Consider the following 12868-nt stretch of genomic DNA (forward strand, 5'->3'; position numbering starts at 1 on the left):
AAAAAGACAGCCCACTGGGCTGTCTTTTTTTGACTCTTGCTTGCGGGTGAAATCGTTATGCTGCTTTTAGCAGTCCCTGTGCCTGGTTCGCGGAGGTTAGTTGAGCGTAGCCAGAGCGCAGTGCATCGAGATGCTCATGGAAAAGCCACTGGTTATCTTCGGTATAACGCTGCATATGGCGCAGGTTGCGCTGGCGTAACGAAGACCTCAGGGGCGACGGATAGATCCGCAGGTCGGCTAGGTCGATCAGGCCGAACCCACCGCTTTCCAGGACCAGTACATTGGCCAGGTGCAGTGAACGGAAATACACGCCGTGTTCATGCAGGCTGGCCATGTAGACACCGAAGGCCCTGACCAGTTTGGCGCGTTCATCTGCAGATCCCGCGACCTGCAGGCAATGGCGCAGGGTTTGCCCGGCCAGCGGCTGGTAGCGAACGGCGCTACTGCCGTCGGCAAGACGGTACAAGTCCATGATGCTTGGCGTGACAATTCCCAGTTCACCCAGCTGTTCGCTGTTGCTGGCAAATCGTTCCGAGTAGGGGTTGAAACCACCTGAAGTGTACCAGCGGCGTGGGCGGAACAGCTTGAGGAAGCTGCCATCGTTGAGGCGCATGACCTTTGGTCCAAGACCATCGGACTCGATCACCCGGGCATCGCAAGTGAGTTGTTCCAAGGCGGCCGGTGCCAGTGTTTGCATGACGTGGGGAGGTGTGCGGCGAGCCCTTTGGGCAATGCACAGTGCGGCAATCAAGGCCAGGGGTATCCATAGCAGGAACCAGTGTTCCTTGGGACGTGACAACACTCCGCCGCCTTCGGTCAGTCCCGCACCGATACCAAATACCAACCAGCTCGAGGCAAGAACAACCAGTGGCGTACTGCGTAGCTGCCAACTCTTGAACAATCCCCAGGCCTGCATGAACAACCAGGGGACCAGGCCGACGATGCCAACGTAGTACAACACGCCCAAGGCAAAGTTATGAGGCTCGTCCAGGAAATAGCCGATATTCACATCCACGGCGAGGTTGGCGTTAAAGCCGTGGCCAATCCAAGGGTGCTCGGCAATGTAGTTCAGGACCAGCGCCCATATTTCAAGGCGATAGGAGTCCCCGCGTTCTCCCAGCATATGCGGGAACATCAGCAATACTGCCATTGCACCAGTCAGCATTGTCGTCAGCAGTATCAACGAACGCTTGTTCGAGTACATGAAGCAGATCCAGGCGACCGCCAGCGTCAGCGCTACCAATGGCGTTCGAGAGCCTGTGGCAAGGACGGCGGCGAACATGACGGCCATGGCCGGAATGCTGAGCAGCAGAACCCGCATGCGTTGGCAACTCATGCTCAACCAGAGCCAGTACACCACGAAGAAGCCGAAGACGTGGGAGCTCAACAATGGATTATCAAAGGCCCCTCCGCCAATCATGCGTGCTCCGGGCGTGTAGGCCAGGCTGAATGTATACAGATTGAAGAGCGAGGCGACGAGCGCAACCATCGCTGCGCAAAAGCACAAGGGTCGTAGCACATCAAGCCGATAGCTGACTAACAGGCTGCAACCGACAAAGAGCATCAGCAGGTGCGCAGGGGGTTTGAACTCGCCGGGCAGGCTATCGACGGGAGGGCTCCAAGCCAGGCTGATCAAGGCCCAGATACAAAACAGCAGCACTGCAATGAAAATGGGTTCGCGCAATAGGCTCTTCAACTTGGTAGGTCGTATGCACAGCGCGATCAGTGTTGGAATGCTGAACAGGCCGTAATAAAGCTTATGTAAGAGACTGCGTTCCGGGAGGAAAAACAGTGCGCACAGCAGCAATAAATAGCCAGTCGGTAGAATCCATAGGCAAATAAAATCGAATAGTCGATTGGATAAATTGCGAAGAGCGCAGGGCATGCTTAGACGTTCATTCCGAAAATTAGGTCGGGCATGATAACGGCTAACCTCCAGTGGTGTCGTTTGTCTGCTGAACAATAACTGACAGAGGGGGATTTTCAGTGCGAAAGATAAGCTGTGCTAAAGTCACTCTCCTTTTTGACTACGTTCGCGTGATATGACCGACTCCAGCCCCGGCGTAAGCCCTTCAAGTCTGAAAATCTATTTCCGCCTTCTCGGCTATGTGCGGCCTTATATTGGGTTGTTCCTCATCAGCATCATCGGGTTCCTGATCTTCGCCTCGACCCAACCCATGCTTGGGTACATCCTCAAGTACTTCGTCGATGGCCTGTCCAATCCACAAGCCGTGCTGTTCCCCAGCGTGCCTTATCTGCGTGACATGCAGCTGCTGCAGGCCGTGCCCCTGTTGATCGTATTGATTGCCGCCTGGCAAGGCCTCGGCTCCTATCTGGGCAACTACTTCCTGGCCAAGGTGTCCCTGGGGCTGGTGCATGATCTGCGGGTAGAGCTGTTCAACAACCTGCTGACCCTGCCCAATCGCTATTTTGACAAACATAACTCTGGGCACCTGATCTCGCGCATCACCTTCAACGTAACCATGGTGACAGGGGCGGCGACGGATGCGATCAAAGTGGTGATCCGCGAAGGCATGACAGTGGTCTTCCTGTTTGCCTCCCTGTTGTGGATGAACTGGCGCTTGACCCTGGTGATGATCGCCATCCTGCCGCTGATTGCCGTCATGGTCCGCACTGCCAGCAAGAAATTCCGCAAGCAAAGCAAAAAAATCCAGGTAGCCATGGGTGACGTGACTCACGTTGCTTCGGAAACCATCCAGGGTTATCGCGTCGTACGCAGTTTCGGTGGTGAGGTCTATGAGCAGCAGCGGTTTCTCGCTGCCAGTCAGGGCAATACCGATAAGCAGTTGCGTATGACACGCACTGGAGCCATCTATACGCCGTTGCTGCAATTGGTGATCTACAGCGCCATGGCGATATTGATGTTTCTGGTGCTCTACCTGCGCGGCGATGCTTCGGCGGGTGAAATGGTTGCCTACATCACGATGGCTGGCTTGCTGCCCAAGCCTATCCGTCAGTTGTCCGAAGTCAGCTCCACCATCCAGCGAGGGGTGGCCGGTGCCGAAAGTATTTTCGAGCAGCTGGATGTCGAGCCGGAAGTCGATCGCGGCACCGTGGAGAACTCCAATGTCAGTGGCCGCCTGGAAGTACGCAATCTGAGCTTTACCTATCCTGGTACTGAGCGTCAGGTGCTTGATGACATCAGCTTCAGCGTCGAACCGGGAGAGATGGTGGCGTTGGTCGGGCGTTCAGGCAGTGGCAAGTCGACCCTGGCCAATCTGATTCCGCGCTTTTACCACCATGACAAAGGTCAGATCCTTCTGGATGGTACGGAGATCGAAGACTATCGCTTGCTGAATCTGCGTCGGCATATTGCCCAGGTCACTCAGCATGTGACCCTGTTCAGTGACAGTGTTGCCAACAATATTGCCTATGGCGACTTGGCTGGTGCGCCGCGTGAGGACATCGAAAAGGCGGCCGGCGATGCCTATGCGATGGATTTCATCTCACAGTTGCCTGACGGGCTGGACACTCAGGTTGGCGAGAATGGCGTGCTGCTTTCAGGTGGTCAGCGCCAGCGCTTGGCAATTGCCAGGGCCCTGTTGAAAAACGCCCCGCTACTGATCCTTGATGAGGCTACCTCGGCCCTGGATACGGAGTCTGAGCGGCATATCCAGGCGGCACTGGACAAGGTCATGAAGGGGCGTACTACCCTGGTGATTGCCCATCGCCTGTCGACCATCGAGAAGGCCGACCTGATCCTGGTCATGGATCAGGGGCGGATTGTCGAGCGTGGCACTCATGTGGAGTTGCTGGCTCAGAACGGTCATTACTCGCGCCTTCATGCCATGGGCTTGGAGGAGCCGGCCCCTACCGGAGCCGTATGATCCTGTCCTGGGGGGCTTGCCCCCCCAGGGTTATCCGTCAAGGCACCTACTTGAGTTTGTATCGTCTTTCTTACAGTCTTGACCAAGACTAAATAATTTCCCATTACCTGCTTGTTATGTTTCCCGCCTGAATCTTTGATTGGATCGAGAGGGCTATCCCTTTCGTGCGGGTGTCGGAATGTTGCAACGCTTTGTATGGAAGTTATTGCCAAAGACTCAGCGGCACTTCTTGCTTGGGCGCCTGTCGGTGGTGGACCGTCAGGTGGTAAACAAGTCCATGTCCGCCAATGTTCGTTTTCCTGAAGCTTTTTCCAGACATTCCTGCCTGTTCATCCATGTTCCCAAATGTGCCGGCAGCAGCATCTGCTCGGCATTGTTCGATGGCTGGATGCCAGGGCACTTGCCGTTGTACTGGTATGAACACCAGTTCCCGGAAGCATTTTCCAACTGCTTCAAGTTCGCTTTTGTCCGCGATCCTCTCGAGCGGGCCTATTCGGCCTACACCTTCCTGCGTAGCAACGATCTAGGGCGCCGGGATCGAGCCGCTCAGGACCTGGTTACGCATTATCGAGACTTTGATGATTTCGTCAGCCACTGGCTGCATCCGGAAAATGTCCACAAGCAGATGCATTTTGCTCCCCAGAGCGATTTCCTCATTAACTCCCTTGGTCGTCTGTCCCTGGATTTCATGGGGTACCAGGAGCATTTGCCGCGTGACTTCCAGCTGTTGTGCGAGCGCCTGGGCGTCGAGGCGCAGCTCCCGCATGTCAACGGTACCCAGCAACGTGAGACGGCCCCAGTCAGGGAAATATGCTCAGTACGTACCCGACGCCTGGTACGTCGGGTTTATCAACGCGACTACGAGATGCTCGGTTATGAATAAGCCTGCCTGCGCGACCATGGAACAACCGCAGATTCGCCCTTATACCCTGTCGCTTTCATCTGGCGCCCGCGCGGCCCTCAAGCACCAGCAGCCGTGTTGTCTGTGGCTGACGGGCTTGTCGGGGGCAGGCAAGTCGACCCTGGCCAACTTGCTGGAGCTGCGGCTCAATGAACTGGGCCTGCACACCTTCGTGCTCGATGGAGACAACGTGCGTACCGGTTTGTGCCGGGATCTGGGGATGGATGCACAGGCACGCAAGGAGAACATCCGACGCATGTCCGAAGTGGCGCGGCTGATGGTAGAGGCGGGGCTGGTGGTGATCGTTTCGGCGATCTCGCCATTTCGTGTCGAGCGTGATGCGGCACGAGCATTGTTCGCCACCGGGCAATTCTTCGAGGTGTACATCAGCACACCGTTCGATACTTGCGCCCAGCGCGATCCCAAGGGGCTGTACAAGGCGGCGAGAGAGGGGCGCATCAAGAATTTCACCGGCCTGGACAGCCCCTATGAGGCCCCTTTGCAAGCCGAATGCGAGATCGATACGGCGAGCATGGCACTACCGGAGGCGATTCGCTGCCTGTTGCAGCTTCTACAGCGCTGAATAGACGGGGGAATTTCTTCGTCGGCCCCATGCAAGCCATAGAACTAGGCGGCGCCAACCCTGTGCTAATATCGCGCCCCTGTTCATTTTGTATGTGGGATGCTCCATGAAGTTGTCCATGCCGCGATTCGATCAAGCCCCCGTCTTGGTGGTCGGCGATGTCATGCTCGACCGTTACTGGCATGGTGGTACCTCACGGATTTCCCCTGAGGCGCCAGTACCGGTGGTCAAGGTCGAGCAGATCGAGGACCGCCCGGGCGGTGCCGCCAACGTTGCCCTGAACATTGCTGCACTCGGTGCGCCCGCGTCCCTGGTCGGGGTAACGGGCGACGACGAGGCGGCCGACAGCCTTGCCAATAGCCTGCAAGGCGCCGGTGTACGCGCCCTGTTCCAGCGCATCAAGCATCAGCCGACCATCGTCAAGCTGCGGGTCATGAGCCGCCACCAGCAATTGCTGCGTATCGATTTCGAAGAACCTTTCGCCACTGACGCCCTGGCCCTGGCAGCTGAAGTCGACACACTGCTCGAAGGCATCAAGGTGCTGGTGTTGTCCGACTACGGCAAGGGTGCGCTACGCAACCACCAGGCGTTGATCGCCGCCGCTCGGGCGCGGGGCATTCCGGTGCTGGCCGATCCCAAGGGCAAGGATTTTTCCATTTACCGTGGCGCCAGCCTGATCACCCCGAACCTCAGCGAGTTCGAGACCATCGTGGGTGGTTGCACCGATGAGCATGACCTGGTGAACAAAGGCGCCAAGCTCATGCATGACCTGGAGCTGGGGGCATTGCTGGTGACCCGTGGCGAGCACGGCATGACGCTGCTGCGCCCGGGGCACCCGGCCCTGCACCTGCCAGCCCGTGCTCGTGAAGTGTTCGACGTCACCGGCGCCGGGGACACGGTGATCTCCACCCTGGCCGCTGCCATCGCAGCGGGTGAGGAGCTGCCCCATGCAGTGGGCCTGGCCAACCTGGCCGCAGGCATCGTGGTTGGCAAGCTGGGGACCGCGGCCATCAGCGCACCCGAGCTGCGCCGGGCGATCCAGCGCGAAGAAGGTACCGAGCGTGGCGTGCTGAGCCTCGACCAGCTATTGCTGGCCATCGACGATGCCCGGGCGCACAACGAGAAGATCGTTTTCACGAACGGTTGTTTCGACATCCTCCATGCTGGCCATGTGACTTATCTTGAGCAGGCCCGGGCCCAGGGAGATCGCCTGATCGTGGCGATCAACGACGACGCCTCGGTCAGCCGCCTGAAAGGCCCTGGCCGGCCGATCAACAGTGTCGATCGGCGCATGGCGGTACTGGCCGGACTGGGCGCTGTGGATTGGGTGATCAGTTTTCCCGAGGGTACCCCGGAAAACCTGCTGTCCCAGGTACGGCCAGATGTACTGGTCAAGGGCGGGGACTACGGCATCGATCAGGTGGTGGGCGCCGATATCGTCACGGCTTATGGCGGTACCGTGAAGGTGCTGGGCTTGGTGGAGAACAGTTCCACCACGGCCATCGTCGAGAAGATCCGCAAGACCGACAAAACCCAGTAATCACGCCAGAGCTGAAAACGGCGCCTGGTTAATGCCTGTCAGTTAATCGGTGGTCCCCTGCAGGAGCAGCCGGTCGACGCTCGATTGCTCGCGATGGTCGAATGGTAGCGCGTGTTTACTGGGTAAACGCCGTGCTCTGAAGCCCATCGCGGGCAAGCCTCGCTCCTACAATTGCCTTGACTGATCGGCCCCCTGGGGCGCCGTTTTATCCCTGGCGCCGGGTCTTGGCGGGCACGATCCTGCGCAGGATCTGCCGCGCCCTGCCGGTCAGGCGGGCAAGCTGGGTATCTTTCTCCGGCTCGTCCAGGCCTCGCTGCCTGAGCCAGTCCTTCCAGCGAATTCGTTCATCGCTCACGACCCAGCCTTCCTGTTGGGCGAAGCTTTCCGCCAAGTGCAGGCCACGAGTGCTGGCAGGGTGCAGTTGGTCTTTCTTCAAGGTGTACAGCTCGGCACAGGGCTGGCCGTTCTCCAGGGGCATCAGGTACAGGTCGGGGCGCTTGCGATCCAGGCGGGCCACCAGTTGGTCACCCTCCAGGCGTTCGTCGACGTGGAACAGGCTCAGGGACTTGGCGTCCTTGGGAACATCCAGGCGCAGGTCATAGATCAGCTGCAACGAGGCTGTCGGCAGGTGCACGTAGGCCCGAGGGCGCTCCAGCAATTGCAGGTTGGCGCAGCGTACCGGGCGGGCGGCGCCGGATAATGGCGTCAGGCGAAAGGCTGGAGCCTCCCGATAATGCAGGGCCCCGGCATAGGGGGCGGGCAGCCAGGTGTCGTTGAAGCGCCCTGCCAACCAGCCCTCTGGCGTCTCCAGCAGGCATTCCTCGGCGATTTCCTGGATGGCGGTATGCAGTGGCAGGTTCAGCTCATGGGCGGGGACATAACCCGAGATCAGCTTCAGGACCACGTCGCCCCGGTCCTGGCGGCGCTGGCGCACCAGGACCCAGTAGTCGCGGTTCTGCCAGTGCAGGGTCAGGCGCACCGATACCCCGAGGTTGGCCAGTTCCAGGGCAAAGCGTTCGTTGTCGGCGACAGTCACCGGGCGCCTGCGTTGCAGGGTCTGGGCGAAGTTCAGGGGCATCCCTACGCTCTGGTAGCTGAGCCCTTCGGGAGTGGCTTCGACGAACAGGGGCAGGGTCTTGAAGTTGCTGGGGTTCTTTCTGATCAGCGGTCGCGACATCTCAGCTCCTTCCTGCGTCGGGGGCGGCCGCCTCGGCGGCGTCAGTGCTTGCCCAGGACTTGCGCCACGATGGTTACGTTGTGGGCCAAGTGCAGTGGATTGATGGTCCCGACGATAGCACTGGCGACCCCGGGCCGGTCAAACAGCAGTTCGAAGCTGGCTCGCACCGGATCGATGCCCGGGCTCAGGCAGGCATGGCCGCTGGCCAAGGCCTTTTTCACCAGGATGCCCTTGCCATGGGTCGCGGCATAGTCAATGACTGGCCGCTCGGCCTGTTCGTTCAGATTGTAGGTAACCATGGCGCAATCGCCTTGCTCCAAGGCCCTGAGCCCACCCTCGACGGTCTTGCCGGAAAAGCCGAAGCCGCGAATCTTGCCTTCTTGCTTGAGCTGCGCCAGGGCCTGGTAGACCTCGCTCTGGTCGAGGATGGCCAGGTCATTGCCATCGGAGTGCACCAGCACCAGGTCGATGAAGTCGGTTTCCAGGCGCTGCAGGCTACGCTCGACGGACAAGCGCGTATGGGCGGCACTGAAGTCATGCCGGGAAACGCCGTCACAGAACTCTTCGCCCACTTTGCTGACGATCACCCATTCGTGGCGCTGGCCGCGCAACAGCGGGCCCAGGCGCTCCTCGCTACGACCGTAGGCCGGGGCGGTGTCGATCAGGTTGATGCCCAGGTCACGGGTTAGCTTGAGCAGCATCCGGGCTTGCTGATCGTCGGGGATCTGGAAGCCGTTGGGGTATTTCACTCCCTGGTCGCGGCCCAGCTTCACGGTGCCAAGGCCCAGGGGCGAGACCATCAGGCCGGTGCTGCCCAGTGGGCGGTGCAGGTCGTGCAGTGTGGCTTGGCTCATGGCAGCAGCTGCTCCCAGGCCGGTTGTCCCAGGGCGGGCTTGGGCAGCTCCGGCAGGGCTTCGTTGTGGGCAGGCTTGATGCCGTCCCGCTCCAGGGCTGCCAGGACCCGGTCGGCAAAGTCGGGAGCCAGGGCCAGCTTGGTCGGCCAGCCCACCAGCAGGCGATCCTGTTCGGCCAGGAAGGCATTGTCCGGGCGCGTCAGGCCCGATTGTGCCGGTTCGGCCCGGTCCACCCGCAAGGTGGCCCACTGTGCCTGGCTCAGGTCGATCCAGGGGAGCAGTTGGGCCAGTTCCTTCTGGGCGGCGGCGATTTGCGCCGCCGGTTCCCGGGCCACGCCCTCGGCTTCAGCGAGATCGCCTCCCAGGTACCAGACCCACTGGCCATCGGCGGCCGGATGGGTGGTGACCGTGACCCGTGGCTTCGGGCCTCCGCCCAGGCAGTGGGCGTAGAGGGGGCTGAGAGTCGGTCCCTTGACCAGCACCATGTGCAATGGCCGTCGTTGCATGGTCGGCTGGCTCAGGCCCAGGGCCTTGAGTACATCGGCGGTTCCAGCACCAGCGCTGAGCACGATGCGTTGCGCGCGAATATCCCGCTCATCGACCCGCAGGCCCACCAAGTGGCCGTCTTCCATCAGGGGTTCGATCTTCTGTCCGGCCAGCAGGCCGTCGCCGGCCAGTTCGGCCAGGCGTGCAATGAGGTCCGGCACGTCCACCACCAGTTCGGCCAGGCGGTAGACCTTGCCCTTGAAACGCTTGTCCTGCAGGGCCGGCGGCAGTTGCTCGCCCTTGACCTGGTCGACCCGGCCGCGCACGGCCTTGCTGGCGAAGAAGCTGGTGAGATTGCCGGCCAGGGTTCCCGGGGACCACAGATAGTGAGCCTCGGACAGCATGCGCACACCCGACAGGTCCAGCTCGCCGGTGCCGGCCAGCGCCTCGCGCCAGCGCCTGGGCATGTCGGCGATCGCCTCCGAGGCCCCGGTGAGGGCGCCATGCAGGGCGTACTTGGCGCCACCGTGGATAATCCCTTGGGATTTCACGCTCTGTCCGCCGCCGAGCGTGGCGTTCTCCACCAGTACGGTGGAAAAGCCTTGGCGGCGCAGACGGGCGTTGAGCCAGAGACCGGCGACGCCTGCGCCGACGATCAGCACATCGGTGGAAATAGCGGATGGCATGCAGCGACCTCGGGAAACAAAAACGAAGCCGCAAGTTTCAAGCCTTGAGCCTCAAGCTGCAAGCCTGCTGCACTTGCCGGGCGCTTGGGGGCGTCGCAGGTCATGGGTTTTTCTAGTGACCCGCGGTTTTCGAGAACAGCTGGATCACCAGTACGCCGATGACGATCAGGGCCATGCCGAGCATGGCCGGGATATCCAGTTTCTGCCCGTAGAGCACCAGCGCGGCGATGCTGACCATGACGATCCCCAGGCCGGACCACACGGCATAGGCCACCCCTACCGGGACCGTGCGCATCACCAGGGTCAGCATCCAGAAGGCCACGCCATAGCCGGCGATGACCAGCAGCAGGGGTTGCGGTGTGCTAAGGCCCTTGACCGCTTTCAATGAAACAGTGGCAATCACTTCCGCGCAGATGGCGATAGCCAGGTAGTAGTAAGCGTTCATGGGAGGGGTCCTCGTAACTGGGGCTGCTTTCTGAGGTCGGCATTCTAGGGCTTGCCCGGATGGGGTAAAGTCATTTCCTATCTGGATAAGAGATAGGTTGCGTCATGAACACACAGTGGAGCCTGGAGCAGTTGCGCTTGTTCGTTGGCGTAGCCGAGTTGCGTTCGTTTTCGGCGGTGGCTCGCCAGCAGCGCAAGGCCCAGTCTGCGATCAGTAATGCCATTGCCCTGTTGGAAGATGACCTGGGGGTCAGCCTGTTCGAGCGTAGCAGTGGCCGCCAGCCGAAGCTGACCGAGGCCGGAACGGCCCTGTTGCAGGAGGCCCGGGAGATCTTGCGCCAATGCGATCGCCTCAATGGTCGGGCGCTGGCGCTGATGCGGGGCCAGGAAGCCCGTTTGCGACTGGCCCAGGACGAAGCGATGCCCTATCAGCCAGTGCTCGACAGCCTGGAGGCCTTGTCCGAGCGGTTCCCCAGCCTGGAGGTGCAATTGGCCAGCAGTGCCCAGGGGGATGTGGCGCGCAAGCTGGTGGAGCGGCGTGCCGACCTGGGGCTGCTGTTCCACCACGAGCAGATGCCCGAGACCCTGGAACGCCAGGCCCTGGGCAGCGTCGAGATGGTCACGGTGTGTGGGGTCAGTCATCCGTTGGCCGGGGAGAAACGGGTCAACCGGCGGATATTGGCCATGCATCGGCAATTGCTGATCGCGCCGCAGCTCAGTGGTTATCCCGGGGGCGATCAGGTCAGTCCCCAGGTCTGGCGGGCCGACAGTTTCTATGTCCTGGCGGAATGGCTGATGCGTGGCCTGGGCTGGGCCTGGTTGCCACGGCATGTGGTGCAGTATTCGGCCTACCAGCACCAGATGGTGGAGTTGGCCAGTGATTGGACGCCTCCGGCGCTGGTGGTGGAGTTGGCCTGGCGCCGTGATGAGCCCCTGGGGCTGGCTGCCTGCTGGCTGGCGGAACGTTTTGCCGTGCACCTGAAGGCGATCGGCTAAAAAACCGATAAACTCCGCCGCCATGAATAGAACTCTCTACACCGTACTGTTTTACCTGGGGCTGCCATTGGTGGCGATTCGGCTATGGCTGCGCTCGCGCAAGGCGCCGGCTTATGCCAAGCGCATTGGCGAGCGTTTCTCCGTTGGCCTGCCGGCCATGCAGCCCGGTGGCATCTGGGTGCATGCGGTGTCGGTGGGCGAGAGCATTGCCGCCGCCCCGATGATCCGCGCACTGTTGGCCCGCTATCCGCAATTGCCGATTACCGTGACGTGCATGACCCCCACCGGTTCGGAGCGGATCCAGGCGCTGTTCGCCAACGAGCCACGGATCCAGCACTGCTACCTGCCTTATGACCTGCCGTGTGCCGCTGCCCGGTTTCTCGAGCGGGTGCAGCCCAGGCTGGCGGTGATCATGGAGACCGAACTCTGGCCTAACCACATCGATCAATGCGCCCGGCGCGGGATTCCGGTGGCACTGGCCAATGCACGGCTGTCCGAGCGCTCGGCGCGCGGTTATGGGCGGTTTTCTGGCCTGAGCGCGCCGATGCTGGCGCAGATGAGCCTGTTCGCAGTACAGACCAGGGCCGAGGCCGAGCGCTTTCTGCAGCTGGGCGCACGTCCTGAAACGGTGGAGGTGACCGGCTCGATCAAGTTCGACCTGACCATCGATCCTCAGCTGTTGCAACGTGCTGCGCAGTTGCGCCAGCAATGGCAGGCCGTGGAGCGACCGGTGTGGATCGCCGCCAGTACCCATGAGGGTGAAGATGCCGTGGTGCTCGACGCCCACCGGCAATTGCTGGCCAGCTACCCCAATGCCCTGTTGATCCTGGTGCCGCGGCATCCGGAACGCTTCGACCCGGTATTCGAACTGTGCCGGCAGCAAGGGATGGCGACGATCCGTCGCTCCAGCGCCGAGCCGGTGAGCGCAGATACCTCGGTGTTGCTGGGGGATACGATGGGCGAGTTGTTGTTCCTCTATGCCCTGGCCGACAGCGCCTTCGTCGGCGGCAGCCTGGTGCCTAACGGCGGTCATAACCTGTTGGAGCCCGCTGCCCTGGCCAAGCCGGTGATCAGCGGCCCGCACCTGTTCAATTTCCTGGAGATCGCCGCGATGCTGCGCGAGGCCGGGGCCTTGCAGGAGGTGGATGATGCCCAGGGGCTGGCCGAGGCGGTGCAGCGTCTGTTCGAGTTGCCCCAGGACGCCCGGACGATGGGCGAAGCGGGGCTGTCGGTCATGCGGGCCAATCAGGGTGCGCTGCAGCGCCTGCTCGACGGCCTGGGGCGTCTGTTGCCGCCACGCTGAGCCTGGTTGTTCACGCAGGATGAAAAAGGCCACCCGCTTGGGTGGCCTTT

11 protein-coding genes are annotated in these 12868 nt (G+C 61.1%); 6 read left to right on the forward strand and 5 right to left on the reverse strand.

The annotated features are described in order from the left end of the window. Positions 1-55 precede the first annotated feature (55 nt). Entirely contained in the window at positions 56-1885 is a 1830-nt protein-coding gene (locus tag C4K39_RS02600; protein WP_124345599.1) for a bifunctional O-antigen ligase/aminoglycoside phosphotransferase family protein, read from the reverse strand. A 157-nt stretch (positions 1886-2042) separates the two neighbouring features. On the opposite strand from C4K39_RS02600, the gene msbA reads away from it, so the two are divergent. From msbA to hldE, 4 genes are all read left to right on the forward strand, one after another. Continuing rightward, on the forward strand, positions 2043-3848 hold the full coding sequence (gene msbA / locus C4K39_RS02605; RefSeq protein WP_068576504.1) for a lipid A export permease/ATP-binding protein MsbA: 1806 nt from the start codon (positions 2043-2045) through the stop codon (positions 3846-3848). Positions 3849-4026: 178 nt separating this feature from the next. Continuing rightward, a complete protein-coding gene (locus C4K39_RS02610; protein ID WP_124345600.1) occupies positions 4027-4731 on the forward strand; it encodes a sulfotransferase family 2 domain-containing protein in 705 nt (234 codons plus the stop codon). Further along, positions 4724-5332 (forward strand): adenylyl-sulfate kinase, encoded by a 609-nt coding sequence (gene cysC / locus C4K39_RS02615; RefSeq protein WP_124345601.1) that lies wholly within the window; start codon positions 4724-4726, stop codon positions 5330-5332. Before C4K39_RS02610 ends, cysC begins: the two co-directional genes overlap by 8 nt. A 106-nt stretch (positions 5333-5438) precedes the next feature. After that, entirely contained in the window at positions 5439-6872 is a 1434-nt protein-coding gene (gene hldE / locus C4K39_RS02620; protein ID WP_068576498.1) for a bifunctional D-glycero-beta-D-manno-heptose-7-phosphate kinase/D-glycero-beta-D-manno-heptose 1-phosphate adenylyltransferase HldE, read from the forward strand. A 205-nt stretch (positions 6873-7077) separates the two neighbouring features. Here the strand turns inward: hldE and C4K39_RS02625 are convergent, their stop codons facing one another. The 4 genes from C4K39_RS02625 to C4K39_RS02640 form a co-directional block, all read right to left on the reverse strand. Further along, a complete protein-coding gene (locus C4K39_RS02625; RefSeq protein ID WP_068576496.1) occupies positions 7078-8049 on the reverse strand; it encodes a metal ABC transporter ATPase in 972 nt (323 codons plus the stop codon). A gap of 41 nt (positions 8050-8090) precedes the next feature. Continuing rightward, positions 8091-8903: an aldo/keto reductase gene (locus C4K39_RS02630; RefSeq protein ID WP_124345602.1), complete on the reverse strand. Its 813-nt coding sequence runs from the start codon at positions 8901-8903 to the stop codon at positions 8091-8093. Further along, positions 8900-10075: an NAD(P)/FAD-dependent oxidoreductase gene (locus C4K39_RS02635; protein ID WP_124345603.1), complete on the reverse strand. Its 1176-nt coding sequence runs from the start codon at positions 10073-10075 to the stop codon at positions 8900-8902. The genes C4K39_RS02630 and C4K39_RS02635 overlap by 4 nt, the downstream gene beginning before the upstream one ends. Before the next feature lie 112 nt (positions 10076-10187). After that, entirely contained in the window at positions 10188-10520 is a 333-nt protein-coding gene (locus tag C4K39_RS02640) for a DMT family transporter (protein WP_068576489.1), read from the reverse strand. Between the two features lie 104 nt (positions 10521-10624). On the opposite strand from C4K39_RS02640, the gene C4K39_RS02645 reads away from it, so the two are divergent. Next, positions 10625-11515 carry a LysR family transcriptional regulator gene (locus C4K39_RS02645; RefSeq protein ID WP_068576487.1) on the forward strand — a complete coding sequence of 297 codons (891 nt, stop codon included), beginning with the start codon at positions 10625-10627 and terminating at the stop codon, positions 11513-11515. 22 nt (positions 11516-11537) lie between these two features. Beyond that, positions 11538-12818, forward strand: coding sequence for a lipid IV(A) 3-deoxy-D-manno-octulosonic acid transferase (waaA, locus tag C4K39_RS02650; RefSeq protein WP_124345604.1), 1281 nt, complete (start codon positions 11538-11540; stop codon positions 12816-12818). The last annotated feature ends 50 nt before the right edge of the window (positions 12819-12868 follow it).

Source organism: Pseudomonas sessilinigenes (assembly GCF_003850565.1).
Classification (GTDB): Bacteria; Pseudomonadota; Gammaproteobacteria; order Pseudomonadales; family Pseudomonadaceae; genus Aquipseudomonas; species Aquipseudomonas sessilinigenes.

What these genes read in the sequence shown, in the direction of transcription:
- C4K39_RS02600 (WP_124345599.1), bottom strand. Translation starts at nt 1,885, where the DNA reads ATGCCCTGCGCTCTTCGCAATTTATCCAATCGACTATTCGATTTTATT.
- msbA (WP_068576504.1), top strand. Translation starts at nt 2,043, where the DNA reads ATGACCGACTCCAGCCCCGGCGTAAGCCCTTCAAGTCTGAAAATCTAT.
- C4K39_RS02610 (WP_124345600.1), top strand. Translation starts at nt 4,027, where the DNA reads ATGTTGCAACGCTTTGTATGGAAGTTATTGCCAAAGACTCAGCGGCAC.
- cysC (WP_124345601.1), top strand. Translation starts at nt 4,724, where the DNA reads ATGAATAAGCCTGCCTGCGCGACCATGGAACAACCGCAGATTCGCCCT.
- hldE (WP_068576498.1), top strand. Translation starts at nt 5,439, where the DNA reads ATGAAGTTGTCCATGCCGCGATTCGATCAAGCCCCCGTCTTGGTGGTC.
- C4K39_RS02625 (WP_068576496.1), bottom strand. Translation starts at nt 8,049, where the DNA reads ATGTCGCGACCGCTGATCAGAAAGAACCCCAGCAACTTCAAGACCCTG.
- C4K39_RS02630 (WP_124345602.1), bottom strand. Translation starts at nt 8,903, where the DNA reads ATGAGCCAAGCCACACTGCACGACCTGCACCGCCCACTGGGCAGCACC.
- C4K39_RS02635 (WP_124345603.1), bottom strand. Translation starts at nt 10,075, where the DNA reads ATGCCATCCGCTATTTCCACCGATGTGCTGATCGTCGGCGCAGGCGTC.
- C4K39_RS02640 (WP_068576489.1), bottom strand. Translation starts at nt 10,520, where the DNA reads ATGAACGCTTACTACTACCTGGCTATCGCCATCTGCGCGGAAGTGATT.
- C4K39_RS02645 (WP_068576487.1), top strand. Translation starts at nt 10,625, where the DNA reads ATGAACACACAGTGGAGCCTGGAGCAGTTGCGCTTGTTCGTTGGCGTA.
- waaA (WP_124345604.1), top strand. Translation starts at nt 11,538, where the DNA reads ATGAATAGAACTCTCTACACCGTACTGTTTTACCTGGGGCTGCCATTG.